16 protein-coding genes and 2 rRNA genes (1 of these 18 cut by a window edge) are annotated in these 18,595 nt (G+C 66.7%); 6 read left to right on the top strand and 12 right to left on the bottom strand.

The window, feature by feature from the left end:
• Positions 1-64 precede the first annotated feature (64 nt).
• Positions 65-1,153, top strand: a complete 1,089-nt coding sequence (locus HPF_RS21305) for an MBL fold metallo-hydrolase (RefSeq protein ID WP_133157759.1) — start codon at positions 65-67, stop codon at positions 1,151-1,153.
• 66 nt (positions 1,154-1,219) lie between these two features.
• Positions 1,220-2,335 carry an HPP family protein gene (locus HPF_RS21310; RefSeq protein ID WP_307173716.1) on the top strand — a complete coding sequence of 372 codons (1,116 nt, stop codon included), beginning with the start codon at positions 1,220-1,222 and terminating at the stop codon, positions 2,333-2,335.
• A gap of 9 nt (positions 2,336-2,344) precedes the next feature.
• On the opposite strand, the gene HPF_RS21315 is transcribed toward HPF_RS21310, so the two are convergent.
• The 9 genes from HPF_RS21315 to HPF_RS21355 form a co-directional block, all read right to left on the bottom strand.
• Complete coding sequence (locus HPF_RS21315) at positions 2,345-3,238, bottom strand: M48 family metallopeptidase (protein ID WP_066155359.1); 894 nt, start codon at positions 3,236-3,238, stop codon at positions 2,345-2,347.
• Positions 3,239-3,246: 8 nt separating this feature from the next.
• Entirely contained in the window at positions 3,247-3,987 is a 741-nt protein-coding gene (locus HPF_RS21320; protein ID WP_133158201.1) for a lysophospholipid acyltransferase family protein, read from the bottom strand.
• Positions 3,988-4,009: 22 nt separating this feature from the next.
• The gene (gene gmhB / locus HPF_RS21325; protein ID WP_066155362.1) at positions 4,010-4,588 is read right to left on the bottom strand and encodes a D-glycero-beta-D-manno-heptose 1,7-bisphosphate 7-phosphatase; all 579 of its coding nucleotides are present in this window, start codon (positions 4,586-4,588) and stop codon (positions 4,010-4,012) included.
• Between the two features lie 42 nt (positions 4,589-4,630).
• Entirely contained in the window at positions 4,631-6,751 is a 2,121-nt protein-coding gene (gene glyS / locus HPF_RS21330; protein ID WP_133157760.1) for a glycine--tRNA ligase subunit beta, read from the bottom strand.
• Positions 6,752-6,766: 15 nt separating this feature from the next.
• A complete protein-coding gene (gene glyQ, locus HPF_RS21335; protein ID WP_066258267.1) occupies positions 6,767-7,672 on the bottom strand; it encodes a glycine--tRNA ligase subunit alpha in 906 nt (301 codons plus the stop codon).
• A 91-nt stretch (positions 7,673-7,763) separates the two neighbouring features.
• The gene (gene lnt / locus HPF_RS21340) at positions 7,764-9,602 is read right to left on the bottom strand and encodes an apolipoprotein N-acyltransferase (protein ID WP_133157761.1); all 1,839 of its coding nucleotides are present in this window, start codon (positions 9,600-9,602) and stop codon (positions 7,764-7,766) included.
• Between the two features lie 11 nt (positions 9,603-9,613).
• Positions 9,614-10,480, bottom strand: coding sequence for an HlyC/CorC family transporter (locus tag HPF_RS21345; protein WP_164868445.1), 867 nt, complete (start codon positions 10,478-10,480; stop codon positions 9,614-9,616).
• A gap of 87 nt (positions 10,481-10,567) precedes the next feature.
• The gene (locus HPF_RS21350; protein ID WP_133157762.1) at positions 10,568-11,245 is read right to left on the bottom strand and encodes a GNAT family N-acetyltransferase; all 678 of its coding nucleotides are present in this window, start codon (positions 11,243-11,245) and stop codon (positions 10,568-10,570) included.
• 75 nt (positions 11,246-11,320) lie between these two features.
• Positions 11,321-11,794 (bottom strand): Lrp/AsnC family transcriptional regulator, encoded by a 474-nt coding sequence (locus HPF_RS21355; protein ID WP_133157763.1) that lies wholly within the window; start codon positions 11,792-11,794, stop codon positions 11,321-11,323.
• Between the two features lie 118 nt (positions 11,795-11,912).
• Between HPF_RS21355 and hppD the strand changes: the two genes are divergently transcribed.
• Positions 11,913-13,034, top strand: coding sequence for a 4-hydroxyphenylpyruvate dioxygenase (gene hppD / locus HPF_RS21360; RefSeq protein WP_133157764.1), 1,122 nt, complete (start codon positions 11,913-11,915; stop codon positions 13,032-13,034).
• Here hppD and HPF_RS21365 read toward each other — a convergent pair.
• Positions 13,024-13,938 carry an esterase/lipase family protein gene (locus HPF_RS21365; RefSeq protein ID WP_243721641.1) on the bottom strand — a complete coding sequence of 305 codons (915 nt, stop codon included), beginning with the start codon at positions 13,936-13,938 and terminating at the stop codon, positions 13,024-13,026. The genes hppD and HPF_RS21365 overlap by 11 nt on opposite strands.
• 158 nt (positions 13,939-14,096) lie before the next feature.
• Between HPF_RS21365 and HPF_RS21370 the strand changes: the two genes are divergently transcribed.
• From HPF_RS21370 to HPF_RS21380, 3 genes are read left to right on the top strand one after another with little or no spacing between them, the layout of a single operon-like run.
• Positions 14,097-14,834: an FFLEELY motif protein gene (locus HPF_RS21370; RefSeq protein WP_127806846.1), complete on the top strand. Its 738-nt coding sequence runs from the start codon at positions 14,097-14,099 to the stop codon at positions 14,832-14,834.
• Between the two features lie 46 nt (positions 14,835-14,880).
• Complete coding sequence (locus tag HPF_RS21375) at positions 14,881-16,593, top strand: AMP-binding protein (protein ID WP_133157765.1); 1,713 nt, start codon at positions 14,881-14,883, stop codon at positions 16,591-16,593.
• A 17-nt stretch (positions 16,594-16,610) separates the two neighbouring features.
• Positions 16,611-17,543 (top strand): MBL fold metallo-hydrolase, encoded by a 933-nt coding sequence (locus tag HPF_RS21380; RefSeq protein WP_133157766.1) that lies wholly within the window; start codon positions 16,611-16,613, stop codon positions 17,541-17,543.
• Between the two features lie 76 nt (positions 17,544-17,619).
• On the opposite strand, the gene rrf is transcribed toward HPF_RS21380, so the two are convergent.
• Both rrf and HPF_RS21390 read right to left on the bottom strand, forming a co-directional pair.
• A 5S ribosomal RNA gene (rrf, locus tag HPF_RS21385) occupies positions 17,620-17,732 on the bottom strand.
• Between the two features lie 159 nt (positions 17,733-17,891).
• Positions 17,892-18,595: ribosomal RNA gene (locus HPF_RS21390) — 23S ribosomal RNA — on the bottom strand (it continues 2,173 nt past the right edge of the window).

An 18,595-nucleotide genomic window follows, 5' to 3' on the forward strand; every position in this document is an offset into this window, starting at 1 on the left:
AATGCGTCGCATCTTGACGTTTACGTCAACGTCAGTTTAACGGAAGCTTTTCAGGAAACACCCCGTGACCCCACCCTCCAGGGACGCGCTCGAAGCCCGTCTGCACTACCCGCTGGGCGATGCCCTGCCCCCGTCCGGCGGCGCCATCGCCGTGGCGCCCGGCGTGAAATGGGTCCGCATGGCCCTGCCCTTTGCGCTGGACCACATCAACCTCTGGCTGCTGCGCGACACGCTGGACGGCCGCGAGGGCTGGACGGTGGTGGACACCTGCATCGCACGCGACGAGGCGAAGGCGCAGTGGGAGCAGGTCTTCGAGCACGAGCTCGACGGCCTGCCGGTGCTGCGCGTGATCGTCACCCACATGCACCCGGACCACATCGGGCTGGCGCAGTGGCTGTGCGAGCGCTGGAGCACCGCCGAGCACGACTGCCGCCTCTGGATCAGCGGCATGGACTACCACATGGCCCGCATCGGCTCGCGCAGCACCACCGGCTTCGGTGGCGACGGCGCCGCCGCCTTCTTTCGCGCCAACGGCCTGCTCGACGCCGACGCCCTGGAAAAGATCCGCGCCCGGGCGGGCTACTACCCCGGCCTGGTGCCCGGCGTGCCCGACCAGTTCCGGCGCCTGATGGATGGGCAGGTGGTGGACATCGGCGGCCATGGCTGGCGCTGCATCGCCGGCTACGGCCACGCGCCCGAACACATGGCGCTGCATTGCGAGGCGCTCGGCGTGCTGATCAGCGGCGACATGGTGCTGCCGCGCATCAGCACCAACGTGAGCGTCTACGACGTCGAACCCGAGAGCGACCCGCTGGCGCTGTTCCTCGACTCGCTGCAGCGCTACCTGCCCCTGCCCCACGACACGCTGGTGCTGCCCTCGCACGGCAAACCCTTCACCGGTCTGCACGAGCGCATCCGGCAGCTGCAGGAGCACCACGACGAGCGGCTGGCCGAGGTGATGGCCGCCTGCACCGAACGCCCGCACAGCGCCTGGGAGATGATCCCGGTGCTGTTCCCCCGGCCGCTGGACCTGCACCAGAGCACCTTTGCGCTGGGCGAATCGGTGGCCCACCTGCACCGGCTCTGGTTCCAGGGAGGGCTGCAACGCCGCACCGGCGACGACGGCGTACACCGCTTCCAGCCAAGGGATTGAACGGGGCATGCCCGCGGCGCCGGGCCCGGTTCCTACAATGACGCCCCCAGTCAAGAGAACCGTCCCGTGCACCCCATCCTGTCCCGGCTCCGATCCCTTGTCCCTGCTCCGCTGACTGTCGGCCGACGCGAGATGCTGCTGGGCTGCCTGGGGGCTGGCCTGGGCCTGTGCGTCACCGAATGGCTCAGCCTGCACACCCTGGGCACCACCGATCCCTGGTTTCTCGCCCCCATGGGGGCCTCGGCCGTGCTGCTGTTCGCGGTGCCCGCCAGCCCGCTGGCACAGCCCTGGTCCATCCTCGGCGGCAACACCGTCTCCGCTCTGGTGGGCGTGAGCTGCGCCCTGCTGCTGGGCCACACCGGGCTGGCCGCCAGCGCGGCGGGGGCGCTGGCCATCGCGGCCATGTTCGCGCTGCGCTGCCTGCACCCGCCGGGCGGCGCGGTGGCGGTGACGGCCGTGCTGGGCGGGCAGGCGGTGACGCACCTGGGCTACCAGTTCGCGCTTTCGCCGGTGGCACTCAACTCGGGCCTGCTGATGCTGGCGGCCCTGCTGTTCAACCACTTCACGCACCGGCGCCATCCTCACCCAGCCCCGGGCCCCTCCCACCACACCCGCGACCCGCTGCCCAGCCGCCGGCTGGGCTTCACCCACGACGACCTGACCCGCGCGCTGGCCAGCCAGGGCGAGCTGCTGGACATCCGGCCGGAGGACCTGGAAGACATCCTGGTGCAGGCCCAGCTGCTCGCAAGCCAGCGCCAGTGGGGCGAGGTGCGGTGCCGCGACATCATGTCCCGCGACGTGGTGCACATCGGCCCGCGCGACTCGGTGGACGAGGCCTGGGCCCGGCTGGCGTACCACAAGATCAAGGCACTGCCGGTGGTCGAGGCGGACGGCACGCTGTGCGGCATCGTCTCGCTGCACGACTTCTTCATCGGCCACAGCGCGCCCGACCCGCGCCGCCAGCCGGTCATGAGCACCGCCCGCTATGTCGAGGAGATCATGACCCGCGAGGTGCGATCGGCGCGGCCGGAACAGCCCATCGGCGACCTGGCCGGCCTGTTCTCCGACGGCGGCCTGCACCACATGCCGGTGGTCGATGGCGCACAGCGGGTGGTCGGCATGATCACGCAGTCCGACGTAGTGGCCGCGCTGTTCCGCAGCCGCCCGGGCGCTGACGCCTGAGCCGGGCGCTCAGTCGCCCAGCGGCACCGCCACGCGCCTGAGCGCCTGGCGACGGTCCAGGTGGTCGGGCATCACGCTGGCCACCACGTCCCAGAACTGGGGGCTGTGGTCCATGTGGCGCAGGTGGCTCAGCTCGTGCACCACCACGTAGTCGATCATCTCGGGCTTGAGGTGGATCAGGCGCCAGTTCAGGCGGATGGTGCCGTCGGCACTGGCGCTGCCCCAGCGGGTGCCGGCGCTGGACAGCCGCAGCTTGCTGTACGACACACCCAGCTGCGGCGCAAAGCGCTGCAGGCTTTCGCTGAACACCTGCTGCGCCTGCCGCATCAGCCAGGCCTGTGCGGCGTCCCGGATCTGGACTTCGGTCGCGGTGCGGGCCAGCCCCAGGCGCAGCACCGGCAGGGCGTCCCCGTCGCCCGGCTCCAGCGCCGCACCGGCGGAAGCGAACACATGGGCCGAGTCCAGCACCAGGCGCACGCGCTGCCCCAGGAAGTCGAACTCCGCGCCGTCGGACCAGACCGTCCTCGCGCGCTCCAGCGCCCCGGCGCGCTCGCGCGAGGCGCGCAGCTTGTCGAGCACCCAGCCCGATTTTTCCTGGATGAAGGCCTCGACCTCACCGACCGTGGTCCAGCGCGGCGCCCGCACGCTCAGCCCCTCCGGCCCGACCGACAGGCCGATGGTGCGGCGCTTGCCGCGCTTGAATTCGTAGCCCACCTCGCAACCGGCGAGCCGCACGCGGCGGTTGGCGCGCGGGTGCTGCCAGGTCCCGGGCTGGAACACCGACGACATGGGCTCGGCCGGCGACGCGTCGTCGCGCGGCGACGGTGCCATCGTTTGCGGCGGCGGGACCACCGGATCGGGTCCGGTCAGGAAATCAAGCGCCAGCTGGACGAAGCGCTGCATGTCCCGTATCAGCCCTTGGCGTAGGCTTCAGGGTCGAGACGGTGCATCTCCGCCTCGATCCAGTTTTCCACTTCCAGCATCAGCTCGTCGGCCTCGCGGCCCTGGCTGGGGATCGGCTTGCCGATCGAGAACTCCACCGTGCCCGGCTTCTTGATGAAGGCCTTGCGCGGCCAGCACTTGGCCGAGGTCACGGCGATCGGGATCACCGGCGCGCCGGTGCGGATCGCCAACCGCGTGCCACCGGTCTTGTAGACCCCTTTTTCGCCACGGGCGATGCGGGTGCCCTCGGGGAACATGATCACCCAGGTGCCCTGGTCCAGCAGGCGCTGGCCTTGCTGCACCACCTTGACAAAGGCGCGTGCGCCGTCGGCGCGGTCGATGTGGATCATGTCCATGCGCGCCATGGCCCAGCCGAAGAAGGGCACCTTCAGCAGCTCCTTCTTGAACACGAAGGCCAGCGGGTGCGGCATCAGGGCCGCCATGCTGAAGGTCTCCCACAGCGACTGGTGCTTGACCAGCAGCACCGCCGGCGCCGTCGTGCCCACGGGCAGGTTTTCGTAGCCGATCACCTGGTTGCGGATGCCCAGGATCACCGTGCCCCCATCGACCGCCAGCTTGAGCCAGCGCGCGCACATCCAGTAGATCTGCGTGCTGTTGAGAAACGGGGCCGCGATGACCACCGCCAGCGCCCACGGCACCACGGTCACTACCATGAACAGCATGTGCAGCACCGAGCGCAGGAAATTGATCAGGATCATGTAGAAACCAAAGTCATGAAGTGGCCACCGGCTGCGCCAGCAGCCAGTCGGCAAAGGCACCCAGGTCGTCGTGCAGCAGGGTGCCGGAGGGCAGCCCCGGCACCAGCGCCGAGTCGGGCACACCGGCTTCCCGGCGCAGATGCCCCGACTGGCCGGTCATCAGCAAGTGGGTCGGACAGCCCGCCGCTGCCCCGGCTTGCACGTGGCGCAGCGCGTTGCCCGCCACCGGCACCTCGGCGGGTGGGATGCCGAAGCGCTCCGCCACCTGCTCGAACAGGCCGGGCTCGGGCTTGCGGCAGTGGCAGGCGTCTTCGGGCGCGTGGGGGCAGAAGAAGATCGCCTCGACCCGCGCCCCCACCGCGGCCAGCGCGCGGTGCATCTTGGCGTGGATGGCGTTGAGCGAAGCCATGTCGAACAGGCCGCGACCAATGCCCGACTGGTTGGTCGCCAGCACGACGCGCCAGCCCCCCTGGTTCAGCCGCGCCACGGCTTCAAGCGCGCCAGGCAGCGCCTCCCACTCGTCGGGCGAGGCCACGTGGTCGTCGCGGCTGCGGTTGAGCGTGCCGTCGCGGTCGAGGATCAGCAGTTTCATGCGAGCTTCCTTCGGTGTTCCGGGACGGCCAGATCGTACGGGTTACGCGGCAAGTCTGGACAGATCGGCGACGCGGTTCATGGCCTCGTGCAGCGACTTCAGCAGCCCCAGGCGGTTGGCCTTGAGCGCCGCATCGTCGGCATTGACCATCACACCGTCGAAGAAGGCGTCCACCGGCGTGCGCAGTGCGGCCAGCGCCTGCAGACTGGCGGTGTGGTCGCCCGCGTCGAACTTGGCGTTGGCGGCGGGCACGGTGGCCTGCATGGCGGCGTAAAGGTCTTTTTCAGCGGGCTCCACGAACAGCGCCGGGTTGACCGCAGCGCCCTCGCCTTCGGACTTCTTGAGGATGTTGCCGATGCGCTTGTTGGCCGCGGCCAGCGCAGGTGCCTCGGGCAGCGCGGCGAAGGCGCGCACCGCCTGCAGGCGTTGGGCCACGTCGGCCAGGCGCTGCGGGCGCAGGGCCAGCACGGCGTCGACTTCCTGCGCGCTCGCGCCCTGCTCGCGCAGGCCACCGGCGAGGCGGTCGTAGATGAAGTCGGCCAGAGCCGGCGTCGCGTCGCTGATCTTGTCGCCGAAGGCGGGCACGGCAGCGGACAGCAGCTCGGTCAGGGCCAACGGCAGGTCTTTCTCGACCAGCATGCGGATTACGCCCAGCGCATGGCGGCGCAGCGCGAACGGGTCCTTGTCGCCGGTCGGCAGGTTGCCGATGCCGAACATGCCGACCAGGGTTTCCAGCTTGTCGGCCAGCGCGACCACCACACCGGTCTGGGTGCGCGGCAGCTCGTCGCCGGCAAAGCGCGGCTTGTAGTGGTCTTCGATGGCCAAGGCGATGTCGTCGGACAGGCCGTCGTGGCGCGCGTAGTAGCCGCCCATGATGCCCTGCAGCTCGGGGAACTCGCCCACCATGTCGGTCACGAGGTCGGTCTTGGCCAGGCGCGCGGCCAGCAGCGAACGCGCCGCCAGTTCGGGGCCGCCCAGCCGCAGGCCGATGGTCTCGGCGATGGCGCAGACGCGCTCCATGCGCTCACCCTGCGTGCCCAGCTTGTTGTGGTAGACCACCTTGGACAGGGCCGGCACGCGGCTCTCCAACGTCTTCTTGCGGTCCTGGTCGAAGAAGAACTTGGCGTCGGCCAGGCGCGGGCGCACCACGCGCTCGTTGCCGCCGATCACCGCGCTCGCGTCGTCCGGGCGGATGTTGCTGACCACGAGGAACCGGTTGGTCAGCTTGCCCTGGGCGTCCAGCAGCGGGAAGTACTTCTGGTTGGCCTTCATCGTGAGGATCAGGCACTCCTGCGGCACGTCGAGGAACTGTTTCTCGAACTCGCAGATGAGCACGTTCGGGCGCTCGACCAGTGCGGTCACTTCGTCCAGCAGCGCGTCGTCCTCGATCGGCTGGCAGCCGCCGCCGACCTCGGCGGCCGCGGCGGCCAACTGGCGCGCGATCTCGGCCTTGCGTTCAGCGAACGATGCGATCACCGCGCCGTCCCTGGCCAGCGTCGCGGCGTAGGCGTCGGCATCGGCCAGCGGCACCGGATCGATGGCTGCTTCAAAGCGGTGGCCGTGCGTGCTGTTGCCCGCCGTCAGGCCCAGGGCCTTGACCGGCACCACGTCGGCGCCGTGCAGCGCCACCAGGCCGTGCGCCGGGCGCACGAAGTTCACGCTGGACCAGCCGGGCAGTTCGCAATCCGTTTCGAGCTGGTAGCTCATGACCTTGGGAATCGGCAGCTTGGCGATGGCCTCGTGGAGCGCCTTTTGCAGGCCCTCGGCCAGCTCGACGCCGGGCTGCACGCTGTCGAAGAACAGGGCTTCGGCCTTGCCATCCATGGCGCGCTTGAGGCCGGCCACGGCCGACGCATCGGCGCCCAGACCGGCCAGGCGCTTGAGCAGCGCGGGCGTGGGTGCGCCGCTGGCGTCCAGGCCGACGCTGACCGGCATCAGCTTCTGCGACACGGCCTTGTCGGCCGCTTTGGCGGCGACGCCGGTCACGTGCGCGGCCAGTCGGCGCGGCGAGGCGAACGGCGTGACCACCGCGTCGGCGGCGGTCAGTCCCTGGGCCTTGAGTTGGTCGGCCAGCACGCCGGCAAAGGCGTCGCCCAGCTTCCTGAGCGCCTTGGGCGGCAGCTCTTCCACAAACAGTTCGACGAGGAGGTTCTTCGTTGTCATTCTTGTTGCTCCGGCTCAGGCGGCTTTCTTTTCGATCTGCGCCACCCACTCGCGCGGTGCCATGGGGAAGCCCAGGCGTTCGCGGCTCTCGTAGTAGCTCTGCGCCACGGCGCGGGCGAGGTTGCGGATGCGGCCGATGTAGGCCGCGCGCTCGGTCACGCTGATGGCGCCGCGCGCGTCCAGCAGGTTGAAGCTGTGCGCGCACTTGAGCACCTGCTCATACGCGGGCAAGGCGAGCTGCTGCTCCATCAGGTGTTTGGCCTGCTTCTCGTGCGCGTTGAAGGCGGTGAACAGGAAGTCGGCGTCGCTGTGCTCGAAGTTGTAGGCCGACTGCTCCTTCTCGTTCTGCAGGTAGACGTCGCCATAGCTCATGGTCTCGGTCCACTTCAGGTTGTAGACGTTGTCCACACCCTGCAGGTACATGGCCAGGCGCTCCAGGCCGTAGGTGATCTCGCCGGTGGCGGGCTTGCAGTCGATGCCGCCGACCTGCTGGAAGTAGGTGAACTGCGTGACCTCCATGCCGTTGAGCCACACCTCCCAGCCCAGGCCCCAGGCGCCGAGCGTCGGGTTCTCCCAGTCGTCCTCGACAAAGCGGATGTCGTTCTTCTTCAGGTCGAAACCCAGGGCTTCGAGCGAGCCGAGGTACAGCTCCAGGATGTTGGCCGGCGCGGGCTTGAGCACCACCTGGTACTGGTAGTAGTGCTGCAGGCGGTTGGGGTTCTCGCCATAGCGGCCGTCCTTGGGCCGGCGGCTGGGCTGCACGTAGGCGGCCTTCCAGGGCTCGGGGCCGATGGCGCGCAGGAAGGTGGCGGTGTGGCTGGTGCCGGCGCCGACCTCCATGTCGTAGGGCTGGAGCAGGGCGCAGCCTTGCTTGTCCCAATAGGACTGCAGGGTCAGGATGATTTGCTGGAAGGTCAACATGGTCGGGTGCCGACGACGGGCCGGTCGGCAAGGTGATGCGGTGTGTGGCGCGGCGGCCGCCCCAACGGCGGGCCGCGCAAAACCCTGGATTTTACGGGCCGGCCTGCGCGTCGCCGCCGCCCGCGCGCACCGGCCGGCGCGTCCCCAGGCGGCGCACCAGCAGCGCCAGCGCCACCACCGCCAGGCACAGTCCCCAGACCGGCCCCTGCCCCCAGCGCGAGGCCCAGGCGGCGTAGGGTGTGAGGCCCGTGCGCCCCTGCACCGAAACCTCCAGCCGGTCGCGCACCAGGCGCGGCAGGCGCTGCGTCACCACGCCACGGTGGTCGATGGCGGCGGTGGCGCCGGTGTTGGTGGCGCGCAGCATGGGGCGGCCCAGCTCCATCGCCCGCAGGCGCGAGATCTGCAGGTGCTGGTCGATCGCCACGGTGTCGCCGAACCAGCCGATGTTGCTCAGGTTGACCAGCACCGTGGGTGCCACAGCCGGGTCGGCGAACGAGGCCGCCAGCTCCTCGCCGAACAGGTCCTCGTAGCAGATGTTGGGTGCCACGCGCTGGCCCGCCCAGTTCCAGCCCGGCTGCGCCAGCTCGCCGCGCGCGAAGTCGCCCAGCGGGATGTGCATGAGGTCGGTGAACCAGCGGAACAGCGGCGGAATGAACTCGCCGAAGGGCACCAGGTGGTGCTTGCTGTAGCGGTAGAAGCGCTCACCCGGGAAGCCCCCGTCGCGGCCCTTGAGCATGTCGGCCGACAGCCCCCAGGCCGAGTTGGTGTAGCCCGACTCTATGGACCCCAGCGGAATGCCGACCATCACGCCCAGGCCCGGCGACCCCACCGGGGCCGACGACTCGATCACGCCGAACAGCGGCTCCCAGAACTCCGGCCCCAGCTGCTGCGGCAGCACCGGCACGGCCGTCTCGGGCGCCACCACCAGGTCCGGGCCGGCGCCGGCCAGCTTCGCGCGCGCCGCGTCGGCGATCTGCGCCGGGTACCAGGTCAGCGCCGTGGCGACACCGGTACCGGTCTCGAACTTCTCGTTCTGCGGGATGTTGCCCTGCAGCAGCCAGACGCGCAGCGGCCCCGCGTCGCCCGTTCCGCGCAGGCCGGCGTCGCGCCAGCGCTCACCCAGCACCACACTCAGCAACAAGGCCAGGGCGACGGCGCCCGCTGCCACCTGGCCCAGGGTCGTGGTCCAGTGACGCACCGGCGCCTGCAGACGACCGCCGATCCGGCGCACGTTGGGAAACAGCCGCCGCAGCAGCCCGCCCCACACCGCCGGCACCAGCAGCGCCAGCGCGTAGGCCAGCAGCGCGGCGATCAGGCCAATGCCGTAGACCCCGACCCAGGGCGCCCAGGCGGCCATCAGGTCCGCCTGCGCATAGCCGCCAGCGCCCCAGGGCAGACCGGTGAGCCAGCGGCCACGCACCAGCTCGGCCAGGGTCCAGAGCGCAGCAAACAGCAGCGCCTGCAGCCAGCGGGGCCGCGGCGCCCAGGCGCACAGCGCCCACGCCACCAGCCCGTAGAACAGGGCCAGCGCGCCGGACAGCGCCGCCACGGCAAGCACTGCCATCCACGACGCCAGACCGCCGTAGGTGTGCATCGAGACATACAGCCACCAGAGGCTGCCGGCCAGCCAGACCCAGGCGAACACCCAGCCGCGCCAGAAGCCTTGGCCGTTGCGGTGGGCGTGGCGCAGCGCAAACACCAGCAGGGCCAGCGAGACGATCTGCAGCCAGCCCGAAGGCGCCCCGGCCACGACACCGGGCGGCGCCCAGGCCGGCCACGGCCAGGCGAGCGAGGCGGCCTGCAGGGCACCACCCAGCACACAGACCAGGAACCAGAACACACCCGAGCCCCGCGCCGGGCGGCCGGGCGGCAGGCCCGTCAACGGGGACAGACTGGAGGGCGTGTGCAGGTTGCCGAACAGGCTGCGCATGGGCCGGGGGGTCAGGCGCCGGTGGGCACGGGCATCACCTTGAACCACTTCACCGCGCCGCCCTTGGTGTGCAGCACGACAAAGCGCAGACTGTCGAGCTCGTGCATCTCGCCGCGCTTGGGCACGTGGCCCATGGTGTGGGCGATCAGGCCGCCGATGGTGTCGAAGCCGTCATCGGCCAGCTTCAGGCCGAAGGACTCGTTGATGCGTTCGATGGCGGTGTCGCCGCTGACGCGCCAGGTGCCGTCCGCCAGGGCGAAGATGTCGCCGTCATCTTCGGCCACATCAAACTCGTCCTCGATCTCGCCGACGATCTCCTCGAGCACGTCCTCGATGGTGATGAGTCCGGCCACGCGGCCGAACTCGTCGATGACGATGGCCAGGTGGTTGCGGTTGCCGCGGAATTCGCGCAGCAGGTCGTTGAGCCCCTTGCTCTCGGGCACGAAGGTGGCCGGGCGCAGCAGGGCGCGGATGTTGAGCTCGGGCGCCCGCTGCAGCTTGAGCAGGTCCTTGGCCAGCAGGATGCCGATGATGTTCTCGCGCTCGCCCTCGTAGACCGGGAAGCGCGAGTGCGCGGTGCCGATGACCAGGTGCAGCAGCTCGTCGAACGGTGCGTCGATGTCGAGCACGTCCATGCGCGGTGCCGCCACCATCACGTCGCCCGCACTCATGTCGGCGATGCGGATCACGCCTTCGAGCATGACGCGCGATTCGGCGTTGATGATGTCGTTGTCCTCGGCCTCGGCGAGCGTCTCGATCAGCTCGTCCTTGGAGTCGGGCCCGGGGTGGATGAATTCCGCGAGCTTCTGCAGGAATCCACGTTTGTCTTCATGCCGCAGGCTGCGCTGCGGCCCCGTACTGGGGGGGTTGTCGGCCACTGGGGAGAGGGGGTGGTTGAAACAGCGGCAAAGGATACCGCAAGGCCGTGACACCGGCCAGACGCCGCGTCAGCGGCGCAGGGGGGGTCACTTCATCCGGTCGCGCGAATCGCGCACGCCCTGCCGGATTTCCTGCAGCAGCGCCAGCGCGTCCCAGAAGTTCTTGGCCTGGGCCTTGAGCTGGTAGTTGGTCAGGGCCAGCTGCTCATCGATGAGCTCGGTGACGCGGGAGTCGAAATCGGCCGGCGGCAGGCGCAGGTGCGCCTCGGCCTCGGGACCTTCGCGCTCGATCGACGCGCCCGCCTTGCGGGCGATGCGCAGCATCGCAGTGTTTTCGGACAACGCGTGGATGAACAGCTGGCTCACGCCTTCATTGCGCGCATGCATCACAGCCCGCTCGAACAGGCGGCTGCCATAGCCCCGGCCGCGAGCCGACTTCGACACCGACACACCGAACTCCGCGCAGCTGGCGCAGCTCGGGTCGATCGAGTAGGCCAGGTGCGCCATGGCGATCAGTTCCAGCTTGCGGTTGAAGATGCCGAACAGTTCGTCGCGCCCGAAGTTGAGCTTGTCCACGTAACGGGCGATCTGCTCGTCGTTGGCGGCGTAGCCGAAGCGGAGGTAGCGGTCGTGGGGCGTCAGCGCCAGCAGGTGCGCCTGGATGCTCGCCGCGTGGGAGCGGCCAATGGAACGGATCGGCACCGCAGCGCTGGCGGCCGTGGGCGTGCGTTCCGGTGCGGGGGTGGCGGTGGCGTCGTTCGACATGGCGTGAATGTAAGGGTTTTCCCTATATCGACAAGGTCGTATGGCTCTAAATCCGGAAATGCCCGATGAACGGCGTCAGACCGGCAAGGCGGTGGTGCTCTTGACCCGGTCCATCACGAAACTGGTCTTGCAGTCCTGCACGCTGGGGTGGCGCAGCAGCACGTCCATCATGAAGCGCGAGTAGGCGGCCATGTCGGCCACCACCAGGCGCAGCAGGAAGTCCATCTCGCCGGTCAGCGCGGCGCATTCCACCACCTCGGGCCAGCCCATCACGCTGGCGCGGAACTCGTCCATCGGGTTGCGCTTGGCCGCACCGCTATGCTTTTCCAGCCGCACGTTCACCCAGGCGGTCAGGCCCAGACCCACGGCTTCGGGCTTGACCAACGCCACATAGCGGTCGATCACCCCCGCCTCTTCGAGCCGCTTGACCCGTCGCAGCACCGCGCTGGGCGACAGCCCCACCGCCTCGGCGATCTGGTCGTAGGTGGCGCGCCCGTCGGCCTGAAGGCTGCGCAGGATGTGGCGATCGAGCTTGTCCAGTGCTTGCATGCACATCATTTTGCAGGAATACTGCAATCTGGACCAGTGGCACGCCCCATTTCGCAGCGATCGTGCGACCCTGCGCTTCTACAGTGGCGCATTCAGCCCGATCACAAAGGAGACCACCATGAACGCCAGCCTGCCCGCTTCCGCAACGACCGCCCTGAGCACCTGGGACAACCCCATGGGCACCGACGGCTTTGAATTCATCGAATACGCCGCACCGGACCCGGCGGCGATGGGTGCGCTGTTCGAGCGCATGGGCTTCAAGCCGATCGCCAAGCACCGCCACAAGAACGTGACGCTGTACCGCCAGGGCGGCATCAACTTCATCATCAACGCCGAGCCCGACAGCTTTGCCCAGCGCTTCGCGCGCCTGCACGGCCCCAGCGTCTGCGCGATCGCCTTCCGCGTGCAGGACGCCAAGGCCGCCTACGAGCGCGCCATCTCGCTGGGCGCCTGGGGCTACGCCAACGCCGCAGGGCCGGGCGAGCTGAACATCCCGGCCATCAAGGGCATCGGCGACTCGATCATCTATTTCATCGACCGCTGGCGCGGCAAGAACGGCGCCAAGGAAGGCGAGATCGGCAACATCGGCTTCTACGACGTGGACTTCTATCCGCTGCCCGGCGCCGAGCTGAACCCGGTGGGCCACGGCCTGACGGTCATCGACCACCTGACCCACAATGTGCACCGCGGCCGAATGGCTGAGTGGGCCGGTTTCTACGAGCGACTGTTCAACTTCCGCGAGGTGCGCTACTTCGATCTGGAAGGCCAGCAGACCGGCATCAAGAGCAAGGCCATGACCAGCCCCTGCGGCAAGATCCGCATCCCCATCAACGAGGAAGGCAACGACAAGGCCGGCCAGATCCAGGAGTACCTGGATCGCTACCAGGGCGAGGGCATCCAGCACATCGCGCTGGCCTCGACCAACCTCTACGACACGGTCGACGCGCTGCAGATGGAAGGTCTGAAGCTGCTGAACACCAGCGAGACCTACTACGAGCTGCTGCCCAAGCGCATCCCGAACCACGGCGAGGACATTGAGGCGCTCAAGGCCCGCAACATCCTGGTGGACGGCGCGCCGGGCGAGCTGCTGCTGCAGATCTTCAGCGAGAACCAGCTCGGCCCGATCTTCTTCGAGTTCATCCAGCGCAAAGGCAACCAGGGCTTCGGCGAAGGCAACTTCAAGGCCTTGTTCGAGACCATGGAGCTCGACCAGATGCGCCGCGGCGTGCTCAAGGACTGAGCCCCCCCTGGAGCGCCGGAAGGGACAGCGTCCCTTCCATCACCTCGTCCGCAAAAGCCATGGCGACATGCGGCTGGCCGTGGACGAAGCGGTTGTCGGCCCCGGGCAGAGTGGCCGTTGAGGCTGGGAACACGATGTTGTCGGCGCTGGAGTACCAGCAGGTGAACGGCGCGTAGGTGCCTGTGGGCCAGCGCTGTGCCTCGAGCTGCCGCAGTGCCCGCAGCCAGGGGCCATCCTGCCGCATCTGCCGCCCGTTCGGCACGTGGCTGAACTGCGCCAGCCAGGTGCCGTGGTGCGGTGAACCGATGGTGACGATGTGGCGCACCAAGTTGTCGGCATCGGGCGTCGCGGCGCGCCAGGCGCGCACCGCCAGCCCCCCCATGCTGTGGCACACCAGCACAGGCGCCACGCCGGTCAGCGCATGGGCGCGCCGCACGGCCTCATCGATCAGCGGGATGTAGTCGTCGATCGACCCAAAGACCGGCTCCAGGTTGACGCTGGTGTACCGCAGTCCGCGCGAGCGCAGCCTCTGCATCCACGGCAACCAGAAGCCACGGTTGCAGACGAAGCCGTGCACGAAGACCACGGCCGGCTGACCCGTTGCCCCGGCGGCGTGATCGTCCGGCAGACACCACCATCGAAACGGCTGGCGCCAGGAAAACACCCGCGGCGCCGCCTGCACTTCGCGCCACCAGGCTTTCACCAGGGTGCGGGCGGTCGCCTGGGGCGCAGGATCGTGGCGGTTCACATGGGCGACGGCGAAGAACTCCAGCCCCAGCACCAGCGCATAGCCGAACAGCAGCAGCACGCCTCCGACGGCCACAGCCCAGCCCGGTCGCCCCCAGCTCCAGGCCATCCACCCGGCGAACAGTCCCACGGTGGCGAACACGATGAGTTGCTGCAAGCGGGCCAATGTCGAGCTTGAGGGCGTCGCCGCCATGCCGGAAGGGTGTGGGTGCTGCATGAGCAGCACTATGTCATGGCCGGCATCTGGACGGTCTCCGTCGCCCTAGAGACCAGTCACTAAGGCGCCGTGCATGGCGGCGATAGACTCCGACCACCATGCCGCAAGCTTCCGCCGCCGACCGCATCCGGGCCCATCTCGCCACCGTCGACGCGCTGCGCACGCAAGCCCGCAGCGACGGAATCAACGCCGCGGTGTCTGCGATCAAACGTCTCCAGGCTCAGCGTTTTCAAGGCACCTACGCCGATGTGCTCGCACACCGGGTGCAGGGCGCCGCGGCTCGCTTCTTCCTCGACGAGCTGTACGGCGACCACGACTTCTGCCAGCGCGATGCCCAGTTCGGGCGGATTGCCGGGGCCATCGAGCGCCTGTTCCCGGAAGCGGTGTCCGAGTTGTCCGTGGACCTGGCCGAGATGCACGCACTGACCGAGACCCTTGATCACACTATGGCGATGCACTGGCTGGCGCAGGATCCGAAGGAGTCCCCCGCGAAGCGTTACGTGCAAGCCTGGCGGGCGACCGGGCGGCGAGAGGCCCGTGAGCGGCAACTGGGTGTTGTCGGGCACATGGGACTTGAACTGCAACGGCTGACGCGCAGCAAATCCTTGCTGATGTTGCTCAAGATGATGCGGCGCCCTGCTCAGGCGGCCGGGCTGTCCGATCTGCAGCATTTTCTCGAAGCTGGCTTCGCCGCATTTGCCGAGTTGGGGGACGCCCGCCCCTTCCTCTCGATCATTGCAGCGCGCGAACGGCGCTGGATCGATGCGCTGTTCAGCGATGACCTCACGGTTTGCGCTGCCGCGCTCGGCGCTGAGCTTTGTGCGACAGGGCCCTAGGGCTGGCCCTGAGGCTGGGCGGGAGCGGGACCATCAGAATCGCTGCATGGACCTCGCTACCCCGGAAACCCTCTCGCGCCCCTGGCTGGCCCACTATCCAGACGGTGTGCCGCACGACATCGATCCCTCACAGTACCGGTCTCTGGCCGCACTGCTCGAAGAGTCTCTGAAGAAGAACGCCTGGCGACCAGTCAGTGTCTGCATGGAGCGCTGGATGACGTACGGAGAGCTCGATGAGCACAGCGCTGCGCTGGGCGCATGGCTGCAGGCCCGAGACCTTCCGGCCGATGCGCGCGTCGCGGTCATGTTGCCCAACATTCCGCAGTTCCTCGTCGCGATGACCGCCATCATCCGCGCAGGGTTCACAGTGGTGAACGTCAATCCGCTCTACACCGCGCGCGAACTGGAGCACCAGCTCAGGGACTCGGGCGCCGAGGCCATCGTGATCCTTGAGAACTTTGCAGCAACGCTGGAAGAGGTGATCGAGCACACCTCCATCCGCCACGTGGTCGTTGCCAGCATGGGGGACATGCTGGGCTTCTGGTACGGGCGCTGGATCAGCTTCGCCGTGCGGCACTTGTCAAAAATGGTCAAGCCATATCGGCTGGCACTGACCGGTGCGACCGGCCCACGCACCATCGTCAGCTTCCGCCAGGCCCTGGACGAGGGCAGCAGGCTGTCGTTTCGCGCGAGTCAAGCCTGCCACGACAATACCGCCTTCTTGCAATACACAGGCGGCACCACGGGGCTGTCCAAGGGAGCGGAGCTGACGCATCGCAATATCATCGCCGCCACTTTGCAAGCCGAAGCCTGGTTCCGTCCGGCGCTTGGACGAATCGGCGATGTGCGCAACATCAACGGCATTGCTGCCTTGCCGCTTTATCACATCTTCGCTCTGACCCTGTCACTTCTGGCGATCCGTTGGGGCGCCCACATGACCCTGGTTCCCAATCCGCGCGATGTTTCCAGGTTCGTCGAAACCCTGTCGAAGCGACCTTTTCATCTGCTGCCGGCGGTCAACACACTGTTCAATGCGCTGCTGCAGAACCCGCGCTTCAGGCAGCTGGATTTTTCTTCTCTGCTGATGTCGCAGGCAGGTGGCATGGCCGCCTCCGAAGGCACGGCTCGGCACTGGATGGCCGTCACGGGCTGCGCGATGGTTGAAGGCTGGGGCATGAGCGAGACCTGCGCCATTGGCACCAACAACCCGGTAACCAGCCGGCAGTTCAGCGGAACGATCGGCCTACCCTTGCCCGGCATTGACATCGCCATCAAGGACGAGGCCGGTGCCAGCCTCCCTGTCGGCGAGTCCGGAGAGATCTGCATCCGGGGCCCCAACGTCATGCGCGGCTACTACCGACAACCTGAAGAAACCGAACGCGCGTTCACGGCAGATGGGTTCATGCGAACCGGCGACATCGGCGTGATGGACGAACGCGGTTACACCCGCATCGTCGATCGAAAGAAGGACATGATTCTGGTGTCAGGGTTCAATGTCTTTCCCAGCGAACTCGAGAATGTGATTTCGTTGTTCCCGGGCGTGCTTGAATGCGCCGCGGTTGGTGTCGAAGACGCCAAACAAGGCGAGGCGGTCAAGGTCTTCGTGGTTCGCAGCGACCCCACACTCCGGGAGGAGGATGTGGCCAGGTTCTGCCACGACAACCTCACCGGGTACAAGCGGCCCAAATACATCGAGTTTCGCGATGAGCTCCCCAAGAGCAATGTGGGCAAGATCCTCCGCCGCGCCCTGCGCACCTGACCTCAGGGCGTCCACTCGTGCTTTCTTCAACTGCCCGTGAGCGCCTCACCCGCATTGGTGCAACGCTGTTTGAACGTGGATGGCTTTCGTCCAACAACATCCTGATCACAGGTTCCAGCGGAGCCTCAGCGCTCATCGACTCCGGCTACTGCACCCACGCCGACCAGACCGTGGACCTAGTGGAAAAAGGGCTTGGAGGAAGGCGCCTCGGTTTGCTCCTGAATACACATCTTCACAGCGATCACTGCGGAGGCAATGCCGCACTGCAGCGCCGTCACCCCGCTCTGCAAACGCTGATTCCTTCAGGGTCGGCAGAGGCGGTTCGGCTGTGGGACACCGAAGCGCTCAGCTATGCCAGCACGGGACAGCAGTGCCCTCGCTTTTCATTCGATGGCATTGTTCGCCCGGGAGAGAACCTGCGGCTCGGGGACTGGACGTGGGAAGTCCACGGTGCCAAGGGACACGATCCACACGCGATCGTTCTTTTTCAACCCGACAACAGTGTTCTTCTTTCTGCTGACGCGCTCTGGCAAAACGGCTTTGGCGTGGTGTTTCCGGAACTCGAAGGTCTATCCGCCTTTGACGAAGTCGGGCAGACCTTGGATTGCATCGAGTCGCTTTCGCCTGAGGTCATCATTCCGGGCCATGGTGGTGCGTTCGAAGACCTTCAATTGGCGCTGGAGCGAGCGAGAAGCCGCCTGCGGCGTTTCATGGAATTCCCTGAACAGCACCTGAGGCACGCACACAAGGTGCTTATTAAGTTCAAGCTACTCGAATGCAAGAGCATCAACTTTCAGCACCTGCTTCGATGGGTTGAGCAGACCCCGTATCTCGCCAAGGCCGCATCGTCTAAAGAACCAGCACGCACACAATGGCTCGAAGAGCTGATTTTCGACCTAGAGCGCAGTCAAGCCATCAAGCGCGAAGGCGACTTGATTCTCGATCTCTAGAACATCAAGCTCTGTTTTTTATGCTCAAAAAGCAAAAGGCCCCAAGTATCTCTACTTGGGGCCTTGCTCAATAATAGCCTGACGATGACCTACTTTCACACGGGAACCCGCACTATCATCGGCGCAAAGTCGTTTCACTGTCCTGTTCGGGATGGGAAGGAGTGGGACCAACTCGCTATGGTCGTCAGGCATAACTTGTTGCCTGGCTGAACGGACTGTTCAGCCAGACGAATTCATAGAGTCTGTAATCAGCTTTTTTGATTGCTGCCAACGTCATGATATTAGTCATGAGGGCATAAGACATTTGCACGAACCGTCTTTTCAGACACGTGGTTTCGTCAAAGTTATAGGGTCAAGCCTCACGGGCAATTAGTATCGGTTAGCTTAACGCATTGCTGCGCTTCCACACCCGACCTATCAACGTCGTGGTCTTCAACGACCCTTTAGGGGGCTCAAGGCCCCGGCAGATCTAATCTTGGAACGAGTTTCCCGCTTAGATGCTTTCAGCGGTTATCTCTTCCGCACTTAGCTACCCGGCAATGCCACTGGCGTGACAACCGGTACACCAGAGGTGCGTCCACTCCGGTCCTCTCGTACTAGGAGCAGGCTTCCTCAAATCTGCAGCGCCCACGGAAGATAGGGACCAAACTGTCTCACGACGTTTTAAACCCAGCTCACGTACCTCTTTAAATGGCGAACAGCCATACCCTTGGGACCGGCTACAGCCCCAGGATGAGATGAGCCGACATCGAGGTGCCAAACACCGCCGTCGATATGAACTCTTGGGCGGTATCAGCCTGTTATCCCCAGAGTACCTTTTATCCGTTGAGCGATGGCCCTTCCATACAGAACCACCGGATCACTATGTCCTGCTTTCGCATCTGCTCGACTTGTCAGTCTCGCAGTTAAGCACGCTTATGCCATTGCACTATTAGCACGATGTCCGACCGTACCTAGCGTACCTTCGAACTCCTCCGTTACACTTTGGGAGGAGACCGCCCCAGTCAAACTGCCTACCATGCACTGTCCCCGATCCAGATAATGGACCTAGG

It is taken from the genome of Hydrogenophaga pseudoflava, assembly GCF_004353865.1.
In the GTDB taxonomy this organism is placed as follows: Bacteria; Pseudomonadota; Gammaproteobacteria; order Burkholderiales; family Burkholderiaceae_C; genus Hydrogenophaga; species Hydrogenophaga pseudoflava.

What these genes read in the sequence shown, in the direction of transcription:
- HPF_RS21315 (WP_066155359.1), bottom strand. Translation starts at nt 3,238, where the DNA reads ATGCAGCGCTTCGTCCAGCTGGCGCTTGATTTCCTGACCGGACCCGAT.
- gmhB (WP_066155362.1), bottom strand. Translation starts at nt 4,588, where the DNA reads ATGAAACTGCTGATCCTCGACCGCGACGGCACGCTCAACCGCAGCCGC.
- glyS (WP_133157760.1), bottom strand. Translation starts at nt 6,751, where the DNA reads ATGACAACGAAGAACCTCCTCGTCGAACTGTTTGTGGAAGAGCTGCCG.
- glyQ (WP_066258267.1), bottom strand. Translation starts at nt 7,672, where the DNA reads ATGTTGACCTTCCAGCAAATCATCCTGACCCTGCAGTCCTATTGGGAC.
- lnt (WP_133157761.1), bottom strand. Translation starts at nt 9,602, where the DNA reads ATGCGCAGCCTGTTCGGCAACCTGCACACGCCCTCCAGTCTGTCCCCG.
- HPF_RS21350 (WP_133157762.1), bottom strand. Translation starts at nt 11,245, where the DNA reads ATGTCGAACGACGCCACCGCCACCCCCGCACCGGAACGCACGCCCACG.
- HPF_RS21355 (WP_133157763.1), bottom strand. Translation starts at nt 11,794, where the DNA reads ATGCAAGCACTGGACAAGCTCGATCGCCACATCCTGCGCAGCCTTCAG.
- hppD (WP_133157764.1), top strand. Translation starts at nt 11,913, where the DNA reads ATGAACGCCAGCCTGCCCGCTTCCGCAACGACCGCCCTGAGCACCTGG.
- HPF_RS21370 (WP_127806846.1), top strand. Translation starts at nt 14,097, where the DNA reads ATGCCGCAAGCTTCCGCCGCCGACCGCATCCGGGCCCATCTCGCCACC.
- HPF_RS21375 (WP_133157765.1), top strand. Translation starts at nt 14,881, where the DNA reads ATGGACCTCGCTACCCCGGAAACCCTCTCGCGCCCCTGGCTGGCCCAC.